The organism is Corynebacterium hylobatis, assembly GCF_003955685.1.
Classification (GTDB): domain Bacteria; phylum Actinomycetota; class Actinomycetes; order Mycobacteriales; family Mycobacteriaceae; genus Corynebacterium; species Corynebacterium hylobatis.
On record NZ_RXHJ01000008.1, the window covers coordinates 36,318 to 56,534 of the forward strand.

At 68.0% G+C, this 20,217-nt stretch carries 18 protein-coding genes; 8 read left to right on the forward strand and 10 right to left on the reverse strand.

All coding sequences use genetic code 11. The annotated features are described in order from the left end of the window. Positions 1–97 precede the first annotated feature (97 nt). Positions 98–406, forward strand: a complete 309-nt coding sequence (locus EAH68_RS08125) for a hypothetical protein (RefSeq protein WP_126120832.1) — start codon at positions 98–100, stop codon at positions 404–406. A gap of 72 nt (positions 407–478) precedes the next feature. Next, entirely contained in the window at positions 479–1,102 is a 624-nt protein-coding gene (locus EAH68_RS15135; RefSeq protein ID WP_369408357.1) for a glycosyltransferase family 2 protein, read from the forward strand. Here EAH68_RS15135 and EAH68_RS08135 read toward each other — a convergent pair. After that, positions 1,060–1,533: a ribose-5-phosphate isomerase gene (locus EAH68_RS08135; protein WP_126120833.1), complete on the reverse strand. Its 474-nt coding sequence runs from the start codon at positions 1,531–1,533 to the stop codon at positions 1,060–1,062. The two genes, EAH68_RS15135 and EAH68_RS08135, sit on opposite strands and share 43 nt — an antisense overlap. Before the next feature lie 80 nt (positions 1,534–1,613). Next, positions 1,614–2,231, reverse strand: a complete 618-nt coding sequence (locus EAH68_RS08140; protein WP_126120834.1) for a mycothiol-dependent nitroreductase Rv2466c family protein — start codon at positions 2,229–2,231, stop codon at positions 1,614–1,616. A gap of 69 nt (positions 2,232–2,300) precedes the next feature. Here EAH68_RS08140 and pepN point away from each other — a divergent pair, with 69 nt between their 5' ends. The 4 genes from pepN to EAH68_RS08160 all read left to right on the forward strand — a co-directional run bounded on the left by pepN (position 2,301) and on the right by EAH68_RS08160 (position 7,523). After that, complete coding sequence (gene pepN, locus EAH68_RS08145; RefSeq protein WP_126120835.1) at positions 2,301–4,868, forward strand: aminopeptidase N; 2,568 nt, start codon at positions 2,301–2,303, stop codon at positions 4,866–4,868. 120 nt (positions 4,869–4,988) lie between these two features. Then, on the forward strand, positions 4,989–5,399 hold the full coding sequence (locus tag EAH68_RS08150) for a hypothetical protein (protein ID WP_126120836.1): 411 nt from the start codon (positions 4,989–4,991) through the stop codon (positions 5,397–5,399). Then, entirely contained in the window at positions 5,374–6,861 is a 1,488-nt protein-coding gene (locus EAH68_RS08155) for a sensor histidine kinase (protein ID WP_241228363.1), read from the forward strand. Before EAH68_RS08150 ends, EAH68_RS08155 begins: the two co-directional genes overlap by 26 nt. Beyond that, a complete protein-coding gene (locus EAH68_RS08160) occupies positions 6,858–7,523 on the forward strand; it encodes a response regulator transcription factor (RefSeq protein ID WP_126120837.1) in 666 nt (221 codons plus the stop codon). The genes EAH68_RS08155 and EAH68_RS08160 overlap by 4 nt, the downstream gene beginning before the upstream one ends. 138 nt (positions 7,524–7,661) lie before the next feature. Here EAH68_RS08160 and EAH68_RS08165 read toward each other — a convergent pair whose 3' ends face one another. The 6 genes from EAH68_RS08165 to EAH68_RS08190 all read right to left on the reverse strand — a co-directional run bounded on the left by EAH68_RS08165 (position 7,662) and on the right by EAH68_RS08190 (position 14,848). After that, a complete protein-coding gene (locus tag EAH68_RS08165) occupies positions 7,662–8,402 on the reverse strand; it encodes a GntR family transcriptional regulator (protein ID WP_241228364.1) in 741 nt (246 codons plus the stop codon). A gap of 70 nt (positions 8,403–8,472) precedes the next feature. Further along, positions 8,473–9,681, reverse strand: a complete 1,209-nt coding sequence (locus tag EAH68_RS08170) for an alkylhydroperoxidase domain protein (protein WP_126120838.1) — start codon at positions 9,679–9,681, stop codon at positions 8,473–8,475. A 5-nt stretch (positions 9,682–9,686) separates the two neighbouring features. Beyond that, positions 9,687–11,312 (reverse strand): dipeptide ABC transporter ATP-binding protein, encoded by a 1,626-nt coding sequence (locus tag EAH68_RS08175; protein ID WP_126120839.1) that lies wholly within the window; start codon positions 11,310–11,312, stop codon positions 9,687–9,689. Between the two features lies 1 nt (position 11,313). Further along, positions 11,314–12,174 (reverse strand): ABC transporter permease, encoded by an 861-nt coding sequence (locus EAH68_RS08180; protein ID WP_126120840.1) that lies wholly within the window; start codon positions 12,172–12,174, stop codon positions 11,314–11,316. Further along, a complete protein-coding gene (locus EAH68_RS08185) occupies positions 12,171–13,112 on the reverse strand; it encodes an ABC transporter permease (protein WP_126120841.1) in 942 nt (313 codons plus the stop codon). The genes EAH68_RS08180 and EAH68_RS08185 overlap by 4 nt, the downstream gene beginning before the upstream one ends. Further along, on the reverse strand, positions 13,112–14,848 hold the full coding sequence (locus EAH68_RS08190) for a TIGR04028 family ABC transporter substrate-binding protein (protein WP_439647621.1): 1,737 nt from the start codon (positions 14,846–14,848) through the stop codon (positions 13,112–13,114). Before EAH68_RS08190 ends, EAH68_RS08185 begins: the two co-directional genes overlap by 1 nt. Before the next feature lie 74 nt (positions 14,849–14,922). Between EAH68_RS08190 and EAH68_RS08195 the strand changes: the two genes are divergently transcribed. Then, a complete protein-coding gene (locus EAH68_RS08195; protein WP_126120842.1) occupies positions 14,923–16,839 on the forward strand; it encodes an FAD/NAD(P)-binding protein in 1,917 nt (638 codons plus the stop codon). Here the strand turns inward: EAH68_RS08195 and EAH68_RS08200 are convergent, their stop codons facing one another. Further along, on the reverse strand, positions 16,840–17,556 hold the full coding sequence (locus tag EAH68_RS08200; RefSeq protein ID WP_126120843.1) for an SDR family oxidoreductase: 717 nt from the start codon (positions 17,554–17,556) through the stop codon (positions 16,840–16,842). It abuts the gene before it with no gap. Positions 17,557–17,616: 60 nt separating this feature from the next. Here EAH68_RS08200 and EAH68_RS08205 point away from each other — a divergent pair, with 60 nt between their 5' ends. Then, positions 17,617–18,564 (forward strand): DMT family transporter, encoded by a 948-nt coding sequence (locus tag EAH68_RS08205; RefSeq protein ID WP_126120844.1) that lies wholly within the window; start codon positions 17,617–17,619, stop codon positions 18,562–18,564. Positions 18,565–18,582: 18 nt separating this feature from the next. On the opposite strand, the gene EAH68_RS08210 is transcribed toward EAH68_RS08205, so the two are convergent. After that, positions 18,583–19,998 (reverse strand): alkaline phosphatase, encoded by a 1,416-nt coding sequence (locus EAH68_RS08210; protein ID WP_126120845.1) that lies wholly within the window; start codon positions 19,996–19,998, stop codon positions 18,583–18,585. Positions 19,999–20,217: the final 219 nt, after the last annotated feature.

Consider the following 20,217-nt stretch of genomic DNA (forward strand, 5'->3'; position numbering starts at 1 on the left):
TATAAGCAATGATGAATTCTACTGCAGAAGATCAACTGTAGACCGTTTCCGACCTGCAGTTCAGCGAAAAGCCCATTCCCGTTGTCAGATTGGCGCCATGACCTCCCCGCCTGAGCTGGCCCGCCACACCGGCGGCCACGTGGTCCGGGACACCGGTCCCCTGCTACTCGGCCCGGTGCACGTCACCTTCACCGACCTGATCGTGTGTAACTCCCGGCACGGGGCCTCCTTCTTCGACTCGCCGGTGGAGATCATCCCACTGCCGGTGCCGACCGTGGATTCCCCTACAGCCCGGAACCCGGCACGGTGGGCATCCTCGGTTTCATCTACCCGGGTAAGGGCCACGACGACCTCATCCGGGCGCTGGCCGGCATCGGGCTGGAACTCCGGGCTCTCGGCGGGGTGAGTACTTGCCGTTGAGTGCGGTGTCAGTCTGTCCATCACCGGTTATCTTCCTGAGGAGGAGCTCGCCGCGGAAATGGGCCGGATCGCGGTGCCGGTGTGCGCCCACCGCCACTACTCCGCCTCCGGTTCGCTGATGACCTGGCTCGGGGCCGGGCGGTGGCCCGGACACACCGGAATTGTCTCCGACTGGCGGGAGGCCCTGCTCGAGGCCGTCGTCGCCGACGACGGTTCCTCCCTGCAGCGATCCGATGAGACCAGCTGGCGTTTCATCATCTCCGCCGTGCTCACCTGCTCCCGATCCTTCTTCGGGGAATTCGGTGGTTTTGATCCCACCCTTGCCGGCTATGGCGGGGAGGACTGGGAGTTCGGCTTCCGCGCCGGGCACGCCGAGGCACGCTTCGTGCACGAGCCCCGGGTACGCCCCGCCACGCGGGGCGAACGTATCAGGATCCTGCTGCGTTCTGCGGTGGTGCCGGTCCGCCCGGTCACGGACCTGGTGGAGCAGATCTGTACGGCCGGGGGCGAAGCCAAACTACTCGTCGTGGGGGAGGCGGTGGCCTCGGCCCGGACGCGGCGTCGCGAGGCACTGGGTGGCCGGAGAGTCGGGGACAGAAAAACCCCGCACCACGAGGGTACGGGGCGAAACAGACCGGACTACTGCTCCGGCAGGACCGGGGCGATACCGGTGCGCTCGTAGTCGGCGAGGATGTCGATGCGGCGCTGGTGGCGCTCCGCCTTCGACCACTCCTGGTCCAGGAAGGCATCCACGATGGCGAGTGCCTCCTCCTCGGAGTGCATGCGGCCGCCGAGGCCGATGAGCTGGGCGTTGTTGTGCTCGCGGGCCAGGCGGGCGGTCTCCGGGGACCAGGCCAGGGCGCAGCGGGCACCCGGGACCTTGTTGGCGGCGATCTGCTCGCCGTTGCCGGAGCCACCGAGGACGATACCGAGGGAACCCGGGTCGTTCACGGTGCGGGAGGCGGCCTCGATGCAGAAGGCCGGGTAGTCGTCGTCGGCATCGTAGGTGTGGGCGCCACAGTCGATGACGTCGTGGCCCTGCTTCTTCAGGTGCTCGGCGATGATGTTCTTCATGTCAAAGCCGGCGTGGTCTGCTCCAAGGTATACGCGCATGGCACTGACTCTACCCAGACTGGTGGGAGGGATCACGATCCGACCGGGTCAATCAACGACCTACTCCCGCCCGCGGCGAATTAGATCTGCGGGTTCTCGGTACGCGAGCGCTTGATCTCGAAGAAGTAGGGGAACTGGGCGAGGCGCACGGCGGCGTCGAAAAGCTCGCCGGCCTCCTCTCCCGTGGGCACGCGCGTGATCACGGGACCGAAGAAGGCGGCGTCACCAAGCTTGATCACCGGTGTGCCCACCTCATCGCCGACGCCGTCCATGGCGGACTGGTGGAAGGCGCGGAGCTGGTCGTCGACCTCCTCGGTGTTGGCTACCTCGGCGTAGGAGGCGTCGAGACCGACCTCCTGCAGGGCGCGGGCGATGAGCTCGTCGTAGGCGCCGAAGTCCTTCTTCCCGGCCTCCTTGCCGGCGTGGAGGATGGTGCCCAGGGCGGTGTAGAGGTCGTCGACCTTCTCGGGTTCCTCGGTGGCGACCTTGGCGAAGACACGGGCGGGGCCCCAGGCGGCCTTCATCATCTCGGTGTAGCCCTCCTCCAGGTCGCGGCCGTCATTGAGCACGGCCAGGGACATGGGGGTCCACTCGACGGTGATGTCGCGGACCTTCTCCACCTCCTTGACCCAGCGGGAGGTCTGCCAGGCGAAGGGACAGGTGACGTCGAACCAGAAATGAACGTTGTTTGTGGTCATGGCCCCCAGGATAGGTGGAGATTAGGCTGAGGGTGGCCACCGTCCGCCCCAGTGTCAGGAGACACACCCATGACCTCGATCAACCTCACCCGCGATGAGGCAGCCCACCGCGCCCGGCTGCTCACGGTGGACAACTACGACATCAGCCTGGACCTGACCGGCTCCGACACGGAGTTCTCCTCCGTGACCACCGTGACCTTCACGGTGCGCGAGGCGGGGTCGACGTTCATCGATCTGCGGGCCAGCCGGGTGGCCGGAGTGCACCTGGACGGCACCGACATCCGCCGCCAGGCACTGACCCTGGACGGGCAGGGCTACGACGAGACCCACGGCATCGCGCTGGAGAACCTGACGGTGGGCCAGCACACCCTGCGGATCACCGCCACCTGCCCATATTCCCGGACCGGTGAGGGACTGCACCGCTTCGTGGACCCCGCGGACAACCTCACCTACCTGTACACCCAGTTCGAGACCGCCGATGCCAAGCGGGTCTTCGCCTGCTTCGACCAGCCGGACCTGAAGGCCACCTATGACATCTCCGTGACCACGCCGACGGACTGGAAGGTCATCTCGAATGCCCCGCAGCGGACGGCGCGTGCGGGCGGGCATCTCGTGCACCGTTCACGGATCAACTATCCGCTGTCGACCTACCTCATCGCCCTGTGCGTGGGCCCCTACCATGAGGTCCACTCCACCTGGGAGGGCACGCTGACCCATCACCCGGAGACTCCGCCTGACCAGCCGACGGAGCTGAGCGTGCCCATGGGACTGTACTGCCGTCGTTCCCTGGCGGAGCACCTGGACGCGGAGCGGTTGTTCCGGGAGACGAAGCAGGGTTTCGACTTCTTCCACGCCCATTTCGGCATGGCCTACCCCTTCGGCAAATACGACCAGGTCTTCTGCCCGGAGTTCAACATCGGCGCGATGGAGAACGCCGCGTGCGTGACCATCCGGGACGAGTACGTCTTCACCTCCCGGGCCACCCACTACCGTTACGAGCGCCGCGCGGAGACGATCCTGCACGAGCTGGCGCACATGTGGTTCGGTGACCTGGTGACCATGCAGTGGTGGGATGACCTGTGGCTCAACGAGTCCTTCGCCACGTGGGCGGCGGCGCTCTCTCAGGCGGAGGCCACGGACTACACCACGGCGTGGGTGACCTTCGCCAACGTGGAGAAGTCCTGGGCCTACAGCCAGGACCAGCTGCCATCGACCCACCCCATCCTGGCGGACGCCACCGACATCGAGACGGTGGAGCAGAACTTCGACGGCATCACCTACGCCAAGGGCGCGAGTGTGCTCAAGCAGCTGCAGGCCTATGTCGGCCGGGATGAGTTCCTGGCGGGCGTGCGCCGGCACTTCGCCGATCATGCCTGGGGCAATGCCACCTTCGATGAGCTGCTCGGTGCGCTGCAGACCGCCTCGGGCCGGGACCTGTCCGGTTGGGCGGAACAGTGGCTGAAGACCACCGGCATCAACCGCCTCTCCCCCGCCTTCGAGGTGGCCGACGGCCGCTACACCTCTTTCGCCGTGGCGCAGGCGGGTGCCGAGCCCGGCGCGGATGAGCTGCGCACGCACCGCGTGGCAGTCGGGCTCTATTCGCTTGTCGACGCCCACGTGGTCGCCACCGACCACGTCGAGCTCGACGTCACCGGTGCGTCGACCCCGGTCCCTGAGCTGGTCGGTGTGGAGCAGGCCGATCTGGTGCTGGTCAACGACGATGACCTCACCTACTGCCTCATGCAGCTCGACCCGGCCTCCCTGGCTTTCGTGGTCGACAACATCGACCGGATCGTCGACCCCATGGCGCGCACCCTGTGCTGGTCGGCGGCCTGGGAGGCCACCCGGGAAGGCGAGATGAAGGCCCGGGACTTCATCCGCCTGGTCGCCCGCGGTGCCGGCGCCGAGACCGAGCTGGCTGTGCTGGAGCGCATCCTCGGCCAGGCCACCACGGCGCTGCGCACCTACGCTGATCCCTCCTGGGCACACGGGGAGGGCCGTGACCTGCTTATCGACGCCTTCCTCGCCGGCGAACACGAGGGCACGGAGGAGACCTCCCTGGTCTTCGCTCAGGCGCTGACCCGCCTGCCGCTCAACGACGCAGCGGCCGACCACTTGGAGCAGGTGCTCGCCGATTCGCATGATGCCGAGCTGCGCTGGCTGGCACTGGCCGCACTGGTCGCCTACGGCCGGGCCGGGGCGGCGGAGATCGACGCCGAGCGTGGCCGCGACCGTTCCGCGTCCGGCGCCCAGGCCGCCCTGCGGGCCGAGGCCGCCGTCAACGACCCGGCCGTGAAGAAGCGTGTCTGGGCGGAGATCGTCGCCGGGGACCTGTCCAACCTGGCTGCCCGCCACAAGATGCAGGGCCTGGTCTACCCCGGTTCCACGGAATCCCTCATGCCGCTGGCCGAGCCCTATTTCGACGTGGCCATGAAACTGTGGGAGCACCCCTCGACGGAGATGGGCCTGAATTCCCTGACCGGCCTGTACCCGGTGTGGGATACCTCCACGGAGGGGCTGGCGCGTGCCGACGCCTTCCTCTACCACGATCTGCCCGCCGGTCTGCGCCGCATCATCGCGGAACAGCACGACCGGGTCGCGCGCGCCCTGCGCAACCGGGCGGTGGACGCCGACTGAGTGCAGGAACGCAGATGAGGAAACCTTCATCTGCGTTTCATAGTGGCTTCACAGCCGGGCCCCACAATGGAGACGATCACGGGAGATCTCTCCCCGCGCCGCCTCCCGGAAAGGACCGTCATGTCAGCGATCCGCCGCTTCGCGCCCCTGCTGGCCATCTTCGCCCTGCTCGTCTTGATCGGGGTCGGTGGCGCGACGCTGGCCAACAACAACCAGTCCCCGGACATCGACCCCGCCACAGCGATCCTCAACGTCGAGGAGGCGCCATCCACGGTCACCAGTACCGCGCCACCTCCCGACGGGGAGCCGACCGATGGGGAGCCCGGGGAGCCCCGTCCGGTGGAGCAGCCGACGGCGCCAGCCCCGGCCCCCGCTCCGGCCCCCGCCCCGGCCCCGATGCCGGTGCCTGCTCCGGCCCCCGCACCGCAGCCGCCGTTGTACTACCAGGACTTCGACGACGACTGGGATGACGATGACTGGGACGATGACGATTGGGACGACTGGGATGACGATGACTGGGACGACGACTAGACCGCGGCAGCTCCTGCAGGGGCTGACGGGTTCGCTGCGGTGGCGGATCGTCGTCTGGATCACCGCAGTCGTCCTGGTCGCGCTCACCAGCGTCGTCGTGCTCACCCGCTCGGTGCTGCTCTCGGAGGTGGCCAACAGCGCCAACGCGGCCGTGGAGCAGGAGATCGAGGAGTTCCGCCGCTTCGCCGCCGAGGGCACCGACCCGGAGACCGCCGCGCCCTTCGCCTCCCCGCAGCGGCTGATCCAGGTCTATCTCGCGCGGCAGATCCCGGACGACAACGAGCTGATCATCGGCATGACCGAGGGCACGCTCATCCAGATGGACCTGACCGGCACCGGCCGCCGTCACCCGGATCCGCTGGTGTCCACGGAACCACTCGTCGATGAGATCCTCTCCCCCACCACCGTCTCCGGGGTCTTCGACGATCCGGACCGCGGCCGCACCCACTGGGGGCGCGTCGATCTGGAGTCCGGAACCGGCCAGCCCAGCGCGCATCTGGCGGTGGCCTATTTCACCCAGGAGAGCCGGCAGGCGGTCAACGCGCAGGTGCGTCTGCTCTCGGTGATCGGCCTGGGCGGGCTGGCGGCCTCGGTGTTCATTGCGTGGCTGATCGCCGCACAGATCCTCGCCCCGGTGCGCAAGGTGCGGGAGGTGGCGGCGTCGATATCCAACTCGGATCTCACCCGGCGCGTCCCGGTGCAGGGGCGTGATGAGATCGCCCAGCTGGCGACGACCTTCAACGCGATGCTCGACCGCATCGAGGCCGCCTACCATGACCAGCGGACCTTCGTCGATGACGCGGGCCATGAACTGCGCACCCCGATCACTGTCGTCCGTGGACAGCTGGAGCTGCTGGAATCCTCCCCACCGGAGGAGCGCGCCCGTTCCATCGCCTTGGCCACCGCCGAGCTGGACCGGATGTCGCGGATGGTCAATGATCTGCTCACTCTTGCGGTGGCTGATGCGGGGGATTTCCTGCACCCGGCGCCCGTTGACGTCGCTGAAATGGCCATCGACATCGAGGACAAGGCCGTGACCATGAGCGACCGGATCTCGCTTATCGACGTCGCCGAGGGCACCGTCGTCCTCGATGAGCAGCGTGTCACCGAGGCGGTACTGGAGCTGTACAACAATGCCCTGCGCTACAGCGAGGGCAGCATCGACCTGGCCACCGACTTCCTCGGCGAGGGTGCGGACCGGAGGTTTCGCATCTGGGTCCGCGACCATGGCGAGGGCATCCCCGCGGAGAAGCGCGAGCATCTTTTCAGCCGCTTCTCCCGTGGGGAATCCTCCGGCACGCAGCGCCCGGGTGGGGCAGGCCTGGGCCTGTCGATTGTCAAGATCATCGGTGAGGCCCACGGCGGGCGGGCGTTCGTCGAGTCCGCCCCCGGCCTCGGATCCATCTTCGGGCTGGAGATCCCCGCCCCGGAAGAGTCCCTTTCAGAAGGAGCAGAGCAGTGAGCAGAATTCTCATCGCCGAGGATGACCGCGGCATCGCCGATTTCATCAACCGCGGCCTGAGCTCGGCCGGTTATGCCTGCGATGTCGTCGATTCCGGGGCGGCGGCCTTCCACATGGCCCGCTCCGGTGACTTCGACCTCATGATCCTCGACCTGGGCCTGCCCCACATGGACGGCTCGGAAGTCCTTGAGGAGCTGCGTTCCCTGCGGGTCAGCCTGCCGATCATCGTGCTCACTGCACGGACCAACCTGGAGGCACGGATCCGCAGTCTGGAGGGCGGGGCCGATGACTACATGCCCAAGCCATTCCAGTTCGCCGAGCTGCTGGCCCGGGTGCGCCTGCGCCTGGCGGACAAGGCCAATGTCGGCGACGAAGGCGGGGCGCTGCTCACCCGCGGGGACCTCTCTCTGGACCTGCGGACCCAGAAGATCCGGATCGGGGAGAAGTCGAAGGACCTCTCGCGTCGGGAGTTCGGGCTGCTGGAGACCTTCCTGCGTCATCCGGGGCAGATCCTGTCCCGGGCGCAGCTGCTGAGCATGGTGTGGGGCATGGACTTCGACCCCGGTTCCAACGTCGTCGACGTCTACATCCGGACCCTGCGCAAGAAGATCGGGGCGGAGCGGATCGAGACGATCCGGGGTTCCGGTTACCGGCTGGTCTGAGCGGCTTTCTGGGGGACGCGCCTTGCCGGAAAGGGGCGCGTCGTAAAATGTCACGTCAACAACGTGGATTTTCACTGCCCACCTGGGCTTATAAAGATACCCGCACTGGTATTTTGTGACATTTTACGTACGCCCGTTTTAACCGTCCACCAGTGCCCCGGTGACCACGCGGATACGCGCGACGTCGGAACGCAGCACGCCCACGGCATGCTCGAGCGGCACCCCGTCACCGGTGGCGGTGTTGCGGCAGATGCGCAGCAGCGGCTGGTTGCCGGTGATGCCGAGGACCTCCTGCTCCCAGGCGGAGGCCACGCCGGGGATGATCGTCTCGGCCTTGTGTACGGGGCGCAGGTTCCAGTGGACACCGAGCAGTTCGTACATGGGGCGGGAGAGGTCGACCTCCAGCAGGCCGGGGACGCGTTCCTCGGGGAAGTGCGTCTTCTCGATGACCATCGGTGTGCCCTCCACCGAATGGACCCGCACGATACGGAAGACGGGGGCACCAGGGTCGATGCGCAGGGCCTCCGCCACGATGCTCTCCGCGGGCACACTGGTCGCGCGGTGGACCTCGCAGCTGACCGCCATCCCCAGCTGCCGCAGCTGCGGCAGGACACCCTCCATGCGGGTGAGTTCGACGACGGGTGGGGCGGAGCGGACGAAGGTGCCGCCGGTGCGGCCGCGACGGCGTTCGATCAGCCCCTCCATCTGGAGGACGTCGAGTGCGTGGCGCACGGTCATCCGGGCCACACCGAATTCCTCGACGAGTTCACGCTCCGTGGGCAGCCGGTCCCCGGGGGCCAGTCCGCGGCTCTCGATCTGCTCGCGGATGCCGTCGGCGATGACGAGGTAGGTCGGGGAACGTCGGGACTGGAGATTCACCCGGACAACACTAGCCAATCCATACGGTAAGTCGAATATGGGTGCCGCCGCATGTTTCCTCCGAGGTCGGTCAGTCGCGGAAACGGGCCGGGACCTCGGCCTCCCCGAGCACCAGCATGAGGCGGTTGGCCCAGTTGAAGAAGGCGGTGGCGTACAGGTGGTCGATGAGGGAGGCGTCGTCCAGGCCGACCTCGCGCAGCTTCGCCACGTGCTCCGCGCCGTAGGAGACGGGGGTGGTGGTCAGCGCGACAGATGCCTCGCGGATCGCGTTCCACCGCTCGTCACCGAGGTCAGCCGCATGCCCCTCGTCGAGGAGCTTGTCGACGCTTTCCGCGTCCCCGCCCTCCTCCACCGAGCGCACCGAGTGCACGGAGGCGCAGTACTCGCAGCCGTTGTAGCGGGAGGCGACGGTGGCGGCGAGTTCACGTTCCGCGCGGCTGAGGCCGCCGTCGGTGTTGTAGAAGATGTCCAGGTCCGTGAGCGTACGGGCCTTCAGTGCGTCCGGGTCACGCGCCAGGAGGCGGAAGTAGGCCATGTCGGCGCGCTCGGGGCGGATGAGGGAATCCAGCTGCGCCTGCGTGAGTTCGGCCTTCGGCACCGGGGCGACCCAGGCCTTCCAGCCCAGGGAGTGGCGCACGAAGCGGCTGGGTCGGTCCAGGTCGGGATAGGTGGTGATGTCGTCGTGGAGCTGCCAGTCCGGGGTGACGCCGCTGGCGCGGGCTGGGGCGGGCACAGCCACGTCGCGGCCGGCCAGCACCTGCAGACCGTGGATGACGCGCAGCTGGAAGGCCAGGAAGGAGATGAGCTGGGTCAGGGAGACGGTGTCATCGGCGGACCAGCCGTGGGCCGCGAGGTGGGCCATCGCCTCCGGGCGGGCATCGCGGGGGTGGAAGACCAGCAGGTGGGCGATGTCGAAGGCCGCTGCCAGCCGCTCCCCGAGGGCGTCCGCATCGTGGAGGACGAAGCCACCGTCCCAGTAGGGTCCGGTGGAGCGGCCGGCCTCGATAGCGGCGTCGACTGCCTGCGGGAGGGTGGCGGGGGCGTCGTCAAGCAGCAGCTCCGAGTAGAAGGTGCGGGCGTTGGCCGCTCCGTGCAGGCCGGCGACATAGGTCGCCACGGCGTAGCGCTCGCCGTAGCTGAACGTGCCCGGCGCGGCGGGTTCGAGCAGGGCCTCGAAGCTGTTCTGGGCGTTGGTCAGGGCGTCGGGGCGGGCGCCGCGCAGGCGGGCCAGCGGGTGGTCCGGGCCGAGGGCGGAGAGCAGGTTGATGATGTCGGTCATGATGATCACAGTCCCAGGTTGAGGTCGCCGCCCCGGTAGCTGCGACCGGGGATGGCGTCGATGAGGTTGCGGGTGAATTCCGATTCCGGGTTCTCGAAGACGTCTGCTGTCGCACCGTACTCGACCTGCCGGCCGGCGCTCATCACCGAGACGGTGTCGGAGATCTGCCGGACCACGGCAAGGTCATGGGAGATGAACACGTATGTCAGGCCGAGTTCGGTCTGCAGTTCGTCGAGCAGGCGCAGGATCTGGGCCTGCACGGTGACATCCAGCGCGGAGACGGCCTCGTCGAGGACGACGAGCTCGGGTTTCAGGATGAGGGCACGCGCGATGGCCACGCGCTGGCGCTGGCCGCCGGACAGCTCGGCGGGGCGCCGGTCCGCGACCGCCTGGTCGAGGGCCACCAGGTCGAGGTGGCGGTTGACCTGGGCGTTGACCTCCCCGCGTGTGAGGCGGCTGAAGTTGCGCAGCGGCTCGGCGATGATCTGGCCGATGGTCTGCCGCGGGTTCAGCGAGGAATAGGGGTTCTGGTAGACCAGCTGCACGTCCCGGCGCAGCTCCCGGCGGGCCTTCGCGTCCGCGGTGGTGATCTCCGTGACACCGATGCGGATGGAACCGGCCGTCGGCTTGTTGAAGGCGGCGATGGACCGGCCGAGCGTGGTCTTGCCGGAACCGGATTCGCCGACGATGGCGTGGGTGGTGCCCCGGGGCACGGTGAAGGAAACGTCGTCGACGGCGGTGAAGTCCCCGAAACGCTGGGTGACGGAGTCGACGACAAGCAGCGGTTCGGCCTCTCCGTCGACCTCGCGGCGGCGGTCGCCGGCCAGGGTGGCGGTGGTCAGGGAGGGGGCGTCGGCAAGCAGCTGGCGGGTGTAGGCGTCCTGCGGGTCGGTGAGCACGCTGGCGGCGATCCCGGACTCGCGGACGGTGCCGCGTTCCATGACCACGATGTGGTCGGCCCGGTCACCGGCCACCGCCAGGTCGTGGGTGATGAACAGGATGCCGATGCCCAGCTCCGCACGCATCTCATCCAGCAGATCTAGGATGACCTTCTGCACGGTGACATCCAGGGCACTGGTCGGCTCATCCGCGATGATCAGCTCCGGTTCCAGGGCCACGGCCGCGGCGATGAGCGCGCGCTGCTTCATGCCGCCGGACAGCTCATGCGGGTACTGGTCGTGGCGCTTCTCCGGGTTGTCGATGCCCACCCGCTCCAGCAGTTCGATGACCCGGGTCCGGCGTGCGGCCCTGTCCCCGCGGCCGTGGATGGCCAGCCCCTCCCCCACGGACTCACCGATGGTCTTGACCGGGTTGAGGGAGTTGTTCGGGTCCTGCGGGATCAGACCGATGCGCTTCCCGCGCAGCTGACGCCACTGGCGCTCACTGAAGCCGGTGACGGACCCGCCGTCGATGCGGACCTCACCGGCATCGATGCTCGCGTTGCGCGGCAGCAGACCGATCGCCGCCTGCGCGGTGGTCGACTTGCCGGAACCGGACTCACCGACGATCGCGGTGATCTCGCCGGGGTGTACCTGCAGACTGACGCCGTTGACGGCGTTGACCTCCCCACGCGAACTGGCGTAGGAGACAACGAGGTCGGTGACCTCGAGTAGAGGGGTGGTGCCTGCCATGTCAGGCCTCCTTCCGGATCGTGTGGCTGAGGTAGTTCGCCGCGCAGACCACCGCGACGATGACGACACCCGGCAGCACCGTCAACCACCAGGAGGTGGCCATGTAGTCACGGGCATCCGAGATGATCAGGCCCCACTCCGGGGTCGGCGGCGGCGCACCGTAACCCAGGAAACCCAGGGTGGACAGCTGCAGGATGGCCGAACCGAACTGCAGGGCCGCCAGCGCCAGCACCGGGGTCAGGGAGTTGGGCAGGATGTGCCGGAAGAGCACCTGCGCCTGGGTGCCACCCGAACCGTAGGCGGCCTCCACGAAATCGGAACCGGCGACGCTGAGCACCTGGGACCGGGCCAGGCGGGCGAAGGTCGCCACCGAGGTGATGCCCACCGCGATGGCGGCGTTGATGGTGCCGAAACCCAGCAGGATGATCACCGACAGGCTCAGCAGCAGCGCCGGGATGCTCAGCAGCACGTCCACCAGGCGCATGAGCACGGAGTCGACCCAACCACGTCGGGTCCCGGCCACGAGGCCGATCAGCGTACCCACCACGAGGCCGACGAGCACGGCGATGAGCGCGCCGGCCAGGGATTCGCGCGCACCCCAGACCACACGGGTGTACAGGTCACGGCCGACGGAATCGGTGCCGAACCAGTTGGTGCCGTTGGGTTCCAGCAGGGGTTCGAAGGTGCCGGAATTCGGGTCGTGGGTGGTGAACAGCTGCGGGATAAGGGCCCACAGGACGGCCAGCACGAGGATCACCGCGGCCACGACCGTGCCCGTGCGGCGGGCGGTGAGACCGCCGGTACGGGTACCGCGGCCGCGTCGGGGCAGGCGGGTGGCGGGGATGGTGGTCAGGGTGCTCATGCTCGAACCTTCCTGCGCAGACGGGGGTCGAGGACCGGGTAGAGCAGGTCCACGATGAGGTTGATCAGGACGTAGAGGGTGGCGGCGATGACGACCACGGCCAGCAGGACCGGGGTGTCGCGGTTGGCCACGGCCTGCACGGTCATCTGGCCGATGCCGGCGCGACCGAAGACGGCCTCGGTGACCACGGCGCCGCCGACGAGTTCGCCGAAGAGCAGGCCGGCCATGGTCAGGGCGGGCAGCATGGCGTTGCGCAGGATGTTGCGCCAGAAGATCCAGGCCTCACCGGCACCGCGGGAGCGGACCACCTGGATGAAGGGCTGGCGGTTGACCTCGTCAATGGAGCGGATGAGCACCTGGGCCAGGGGCGCGGAGATCGGCACCGCCAGCGTCAGCGAGGGCAGGATGAGCGACTGCAGCGGGGTGGCGTCGATGACCGGCACCCAACCCAGGCGGAAGGAGATGACCTGGATGATGACGATGCCCAGCCAGAAGGTGGGCAGCGAGACCATGAAGGCCGGCAGGGAACGGACGATGTCGCCCACGAAGCCGAAGGTGCGGGTGGTGGCCAGTACGGCGATGAGCAGGGCCAGGAGGATGGCCAGGATGAAGGAGGCCACGGACAGGGCCACGGTGCCGGGCAGAGACTCCACGATCATCGTGGACACGGCGGTGCCGGTCTGCACGGAGTAGCCGAAGCTGCCGGTGAGAAAACCCCCGAGCGCCTGGAGGTACTGCAGGAGCAGGGGTTCGTCGGCGCCGTAGGTCTCCCGGATGCGGGCGATCTCCTCGGCGGACAGGGCCAGGTCGGGACTGGCGTAGCGGGCCATGACGCCGTCGGAGGGCAGCGCCGAGAGCAGGAGGAAGGCCACGGTGTAGGTGATCAGCAGCACCAGGACGGCCTGTCCGATGCGGCGGAGGATCTGTGCGCGGGTCATTACTGCTCCTCCCCGGCGGTGTCAGTGGTGTTTTCGTCGGTATCTTCCAGCCAGACCCCGTAGAAGGAGGGACGGCCGATGGACTCGGGCTGGAAGCCGTGGACATAGGGGGCCACGCCGAAGACCTGAGGCTCCTCGAAGAGCGGCAGGATGTAGGCCTGCTCGGTGAGGTAGTCCTGCACCCGGCGGGTCATCTCGGCACGCTCTGCCTCGGTGGGCAGGGCGGCGATCTGGCCGAGCATGTCCTCGAGGACGGGGTCGTGGATCTCACCGGTGGTCTTGTCCCCGTTGAGCAGTTCGTTGCGGTTCTCCGAGTGCCACATGGACTTGATCACGTCGTAGTCGGCGCGGCCGACCATGGTGTGGCGGATCTGGATGGTGTTCCAGTCCAGGGAGTCGGCATTCTGGGTGGCGTTGTCACCGGGGTTGAGGTGGATCTCCACGCCGATGCGACGCAGGTGCTCCTGCACCTTGGTCACCACCTCGCGGGAACGCGGCTGCGGGACGGCCTCGTTGATGGTGAAGCTCAGGCGCTCCCCGTCGCGGGTGCGGATGCCGTCCCCGCCCAGCTCCCAGCCGAGTTCGTCGAGCAGCTGCTGCGCCCGGGCGGGGTCGTATTCATAGGCGCCGGGCTGCTCTTTGTAGCCCAGCGCGGTGTGCGCGATGGCGGAGGTGGCCTGGACATAGGAATCGGAGAAGAGGGTGTGCATGATCTCATCGCGGTCGATGCCGTGGATGAGGGCCTGGCGCATGCGGATATCCTGCAGGTGCGGGTGCATGAAGCGGAAGCTCAGGGAGTTGTTGACGCCGTTGGTGCCGTGCCAGATGACGTTGAGGCCCTGCTCCTGCAGGTGCCTCTCGACGGGCGCCTCCACCTGGCGTGCGATGTCCGCCTGCCCGGCTATCAGGCCGCCGACGCGGACGGATTCCTCGCTGGCCAGGATGAAGTCGATGGCGTCGACGCGGGCGCGCCCCTGGTGCGGGTGGGTCGGCGGGGCCCAGTCGTAGTCCTCGCGGGCGGCCAGGCGCAGGCGGGTGCCCAGCTGCTCGGATTCGATGACGAAGGGGCCGGAGCCGATGACGCCGGTGGCGTTGCCCGGCGCGAAACCGTCGTTGGCCAGGGCGAGGGTCCCGTCGGAGAGCAGGCCGGCGTTGATGGAGCTGGTGGCCTGCGCGAAGCCGGGGGCGGGGGCGGAGAAGTGGAAGCGGACGGTGTCCTCGTCGATGACCTCACCGCGTTCGTAGTTGGTGATCTGCTCGGAGGAGGTGAGCACCCGGTCGGAGTCCCCGAGGCCGTAGAGGTCGAAATTGGCCACCACGTTCTCGGCGGTCAGCGGGGTGCCGTCGGAGTAGGTGACGTCGGTGCGGATGTCGAAGGTGAATTCGGTGGCGTCCTCGTTGATCTCGGGCAGGGAGGTGGCGATCCACGGGCTGAGTTCCAGGGTCTCCGGGTCCTGGTAGAGCAGGCGGTCGGTGATGTTGTTGACCACGCCGCCGTTGGGGTAGAAACCGGCGGCCGGCGGGTAGAGCGTGGCAAAGAAGATCGGCTCGAGGTAGGTCAGCCGGTTCTCCTCCACGGCGGAGGGCCGGGAGGTGCAGGCGACGACCAGGCTGAGGCTGGCGAGCAGCGCGAGGGCGACACTGATCCTGCGTCCGAGGTCGCGGAGGCCTCCGGTTCGGATGTGCACGTAGTTCTCCTGGGTGGCGAAATAGTGAATAGTCTTATGTTTGAACAGCAACCTTACACCCACTAGACTGCCCAGTACTATTCACATAGACAACTTAGTCTTAATTGCTCAGGAGAAACTCCTTGTCCAATCCCTCCCCCGCCATCGCCATCGTGGGACTCGGCCCCCGCGGCATCTCCGTCGTGGAGCGGCTGGCCGCCCTGATCGAACCCGGTACGGAGCTCACCCTCCACCTCATTGACGAGGCCCAGCACGGCGCCGGCCGGGTATGGGACACCACGCAGACCCGCACCCTGTGCATGAACACGCTCTCCGCCGCCGTCACCCTGTTCACCGAGCCCGGTTCCAGCGTCCAGGCCCCCGTGCTGGAGGGCCCGATCCTCCACGACTGGATCCGCCACCTGCGCGGCGAGGAGATCAACCCCGCCGCCGCGGCCCTGCTCCAGGCGCACCCACCCGCCCCGGAGGTCGCCGAGGCCTTCGCCGGGGAGATCGCCGTCACCCGACCGGAGTCCAACCCCTCCCGCGCCCTCTACGGCGCTTACCTGCGCTGGGTCCTCGACGTGGCGGTGGCCCGCCTGCCCGAGTCCGTCAAGGTGATCGCCCACCACTCCCGCGCGGTGGATCTGCAGGAGACGGACACCGGCCGCGACCGGATCACGCTGGCTGACGGCGCCACCGTCATCGCCGACGCCACTGTCCTGGCCCTGGGCTGGCACCAGCCGGGGCCAACTCATGAGGAGAACCTCCTGGCTGAATCGGGGCTGACCTGGATCCGCCCCGGCAACCCCCTCGAGCAGCCCGTGGAGCAGATCCCGGAGTCCGGCACCGTCCTGGTCCGCGGCCTGGGCATGGGCTTCTTCGATGTCATGGCGCTGCTCACCTTCGACCGGGGCGGGCAGTTCCACGAGGACGCTGCTGCGCGTTCCGGCCTGCGCTACGAGGCCTCCGGACGGGAACCGCACCTGGTGGTCACCTCCCACCGCGGTTATCCCTACCTGCCGAAATCCGAGTACCACTCCCTGCCGCCTGCCGCGGAGCTGCGCCGCCTCAAGGCCGTCATCGCGCAGCTGCAGGGTGCGGGGCGCATCAACTTCGACACCCAGGTGTGGCCCGCGGTCATCGCCGACGCCTACGAGGCCTACTACGCCACCCTGGCGCGGGTTCGCCCCGGGGCCGTCGACCTCCCCGTCACCGGGTTCGCGGAGCTGCTCGACGCCCTCGTCGCCGCAGGCGGCATCACCGGAGATCTGCGGGGCGTCGATAAGCTGCTCGCCGCACACAGCCGCGAACCTTTCAGCCTGCGGACCTGGCTGGAACCCCTGGCCGGTGTCACCGGCACCCGTGCGGAGCTGACCGCACACATAGCCGACCGCATGGCCGGTGACATCCATGAAGCCACCCTGGGTCCGGACAGCCCGGCCAAGGCCGCGCTGTGGTCGATCAGCGCCTCCCGCAAACCCACCGCGATCCTCGGCGCGCAGGACCGCTACACCTTCGAGTCGCGCCGCAACCTGCACGCCACGATGATGTCGCTGGGGCAGATGGTCGGTTCCGGCCCACCGCTGTTCCGCACCCGCCAGCTGCTCGCCCTCGTCGACGCCGGCCTGGTCAGCTTCCTCGGCGCGAACCCGAAGATCCGCGTCGCCGGCGGGGAATTCGTGGCCACCTCCCCCACCACGAACAAGACCGAGGTCCGCTCCCCCGTTCTCGTGGACGCCTGGATGCACAGCCCCGATGTGCGCCGCCGCGTTGACCCGCTGGCCGTGTCCATCGCGGGGGCCGGCCGCAGCCGCGCGTACCACCTGAGCACCAGCGACGGGCAGTCCATCGCCAGCGGCTCCCCCGAGGTCGACCCGGAGACCCGCCTGCTCATCCGCGCGGACGGCAGCCCGGATCCGCGGCTCAGCCTCATCGGCATCCCGACGTGGGGTCAGCTGCCCGACACCACCATCTCCCCCATGCCGGGCACCGACGCCCTCATGCTGCAGGAGACCGACGCCGCGGCGCGCACGGCCCTGGCCACGGCGCTGGGCTGACTATCTCCGGTCGCCGACCTCGATGCGCGGTCGCACCGAGACGTCCGTGATCTGGGTGCTCGGCCCGGCGTCTACCACCGTCCGGATGGCCCGGGCGATCTCCACCGGCTCGATGAAGTATCCGGCCCGGTACTCCTTCCCGTCCTGCGCGTAGAGCCCCTCCAGCATGGGGGTGTCGGTGGGGCCGGGGGCGACGGTGGACACCCGCACCCCGCCCACGGACTCGGCCTTGCGCAACCCGTCAGCCAGCGCGTAGAGCGCGTGTTTGGTGGCGGCGTAGACGATGTTGTCGCCGTAGGAACCACGGCCGGCACCGGAGTTGATGAACACCACGGTGCCCTGCGCCTCCCGGATGGCGGGCAGCAGGCGGCGGGTCAGCTCGGCGGGCACGACCACGTTGAGGTCCAGCGCATCGCGCCAGTCCACCGGCCTGGCGGATTCCACGCTGAACTTCGTCGCGACGGCCGCGGCGTGGACCACGACGTCAACCCGCGTGAGCTCGGTGAGCCGGTCGACGGAGGAGGGCGCCTCCTCCCCGAGCAGGTCCGCGACCAGGTCGGAGTTGACGGGCGTGACGTTCGAGAGTGCACCGAGTTCCGCCAGGGCCTCGTCGTTGCGCCCGAGGGCGTAGACGTGATGGGTGCGGGCGAGGTCCACGACGATCTCGCGGCCCATACCGCCCGTCGCGCCGGTGACAATGGCGATTGCTTCGGTCATATCATCGACTGTAGCCGGGCCTGATGGCGCGCGGACCAATCTGTCCGAAAGAGGAGGATCATGCTTACTGTCGTGTTCGGCGTCCTGGTCGGGCTGGTGATGCCGGTGCAGACCAACGCGAACTCGCGTCTGCGCCTGTCGGTGGGTTCGCCCTTCCTTGCCTCCCTGGCCTCCTTCACCGTCGGCTTCCTCGCTCTGCTCGCCGCCGTCCTGCTTCTCGACGCCCGCCTGCCCGACCCCTCCCTCACCACCGGCCATCCCGCCTGGCTGTGGTCCGGTGGCCTGCTGGGCGTGGTGGTGCTGACCGCCAACATCTTCCTCTTCCCGCGCCTGGGCAGCGTGCAGACCGTGGTATTGCCCATCACGGGGCAGGTCATCATGGGTCTGGCCATCGACCATTTCAGCCTCTTCAACGCACCCCAGACCACGCTCACCGCCATCCGCTTGCTCGGAGCCCTGCTGCTGGTGGCCGGCGTCCTCGGTGCCATCGGGCTGGCGGACGCCCTCCTGCACCCGCACCGGGATCCCGGTCTCGCCGGCGCACCGGGAAGCGGACCTGGCCTGTGGGGCTGGCGGATCGCCGGGGTGGTCGCGGGCATGTTCTCCGCCACCCAGACCGCGGTCAACGGCCAGCTCGGCGTGGTGCTGGACACCGCCACCGGTGCCGCCCTGATCTCCTTCGGGGTGGGGGTGGCCGTGCTGCTGCTCATCGTGCTGGCCGGCCGGACCCCCTGGCAGCTGACGGTGCCGGAGGGTCAGCGGCGCAACCCGTGGTGGATGTGGATCGGCGGTTTGCTGGGGGCGGTCTTCGTCTTCGGCAACGCCTTCCTCTCCCCCGTCATAGGCACGGGCCTGACGGTGATGGTCATCGTGCTCGGACTCATGGCCGGCAGCCTGCTCATCGACCACTTCGGCCTGCTGGGGGCGAAACGCAAACCGGCCACCGTGCTGCAGGTCCTGGGACTTGCGTGCATGGTGGCCGGGGTGGCGGTCATCCGCCTGCTCTGAGGCGGGCGGGATCGCAGGTTAGTTGCGTGCCCACCACTTGTCCAGGGTCAGGTTCGCGATGGTGATGTTGTCGATGTACTTGCCGCGGACCGCGTCGGTGCCGGTGGCGGAGCGGGCGATGTCCTCGCTGCCGGCGCCGCGGAAGAAGACGGGCACCAGCATGTTGGTGTGGTTGCCGGAGTAGTAGTCATGGGCAGGGACCTCACCGACGGCACCGGTCAGGGCCTTGTAGTCCGGCGTCTCAGACTGGCCCGAGAGGTAACCGGTCTCGTGGTCGGCTGTGACGATGACCAGGGTCTCGTCCCAGGAGGAGTTCTCCTCGACCCAGGTGACAACGGTCTCGACGGCTTCGTTGAAGGCCTGGACCTCCTCGATGTCACGAGCAATGTCGTTGGCGTGGCCGGCCCAGTCGATGGCGCCACCCTCGATCATGAGGTGGAAACCGTCCTCGTCCTGGTTGAGGACGTTGAGGGCGCCCTCGGACATGGTGGCCAGGTCGACGACGTCGTTCAGCGCGGTGTCGTAGGGGGTGACGGAGTTGCCGGAACGGTCGTGCTGCAGGGTGTCGGCGACCTGCGCCAGGCCGAAGTAACGCTCGCCGTCGAGTTCACCGTTGGCCAGGGCCTCGAAGTCGGAGTCCTCCTCGATGAAGTTGAACTCGGTCTCACCGTTGGACAGACGCTCGTACTGCTCAGCGGTCATGTAGTCTTCGTCGGCGGTGGTGACATGCTGGTTGTCGTTGTTGAAGAAGGGGTGGCCGGCGCCCATGATGACGTCGAGATCGCTGTTGATCATCTCCTCCGCCATGTTGTTCAGGTCGTTGCGGTTCGGGTTGTGGGCGGCCCAGGCTGCCGGGGTGGCGTGGTTGAAGGGAACGCTGGAGACGACACCGGCCGCCTTGCCCTCGGCCTTGGCGCGCTCGGAGGTGTTCTCCACGGACGCGTCGGTCTCGTCGACGCCGATCTTGCCGTTCTCGGTCTTCTCACCGGTGGCCATGGCGGTGCCGGCGGCGGCGGAGTCGGTGAAGTTCTCCTTGACGTAGTTGTGATCGGCCCAGGCGCGGTCCGGCTCATAGGAGTTGTCGTGCTGGAAGGTGGTCATGGCCAGCTGGTTCCACTTGTCGCCCTCGTAGACCTGGACGGCCTCGCCCGGCGCCTCGGAGAGATCCGAACCGGCCTCACCCTCGACCTGGTAGCGGGTCTGCCCGGACTCGTAGAGGTTGGCGGCGGCCACATGGTTGTAGCCCATGCCGTCACCGACCATGTAGATGATGTTCTTCGGGGCCGTCTTGACGCCCGGCAGACCCGTGGAGGATTCGTGCCCCATGGAGGAGCCGGTGAAGGCGGTGGCGGAGGGGGCCACGAGACCGGTGAGCATGATGGCGCTGGTAGCTGCGGCAAGGATGGTGCGCGGCATGCGGCGGGAGAGAGACATTCGAGTCCTTCGGAGATCGTCAAGTGCGAACAAAGCGGAGAGGGTGAGGAAGCAGAACGCGACCACCGCAGGACATCCCGCGGTTAACCCTCAACAGCACCCTAAGGACGCTTCATTAACGACCCCTTACCCACGGGTTAATGTTCAGACTATTTGAGATGACCTTTAGGGGGTCTGCAATATAGCCTGCTACCTGCACTTATGGTTTCTCCAGAAAGT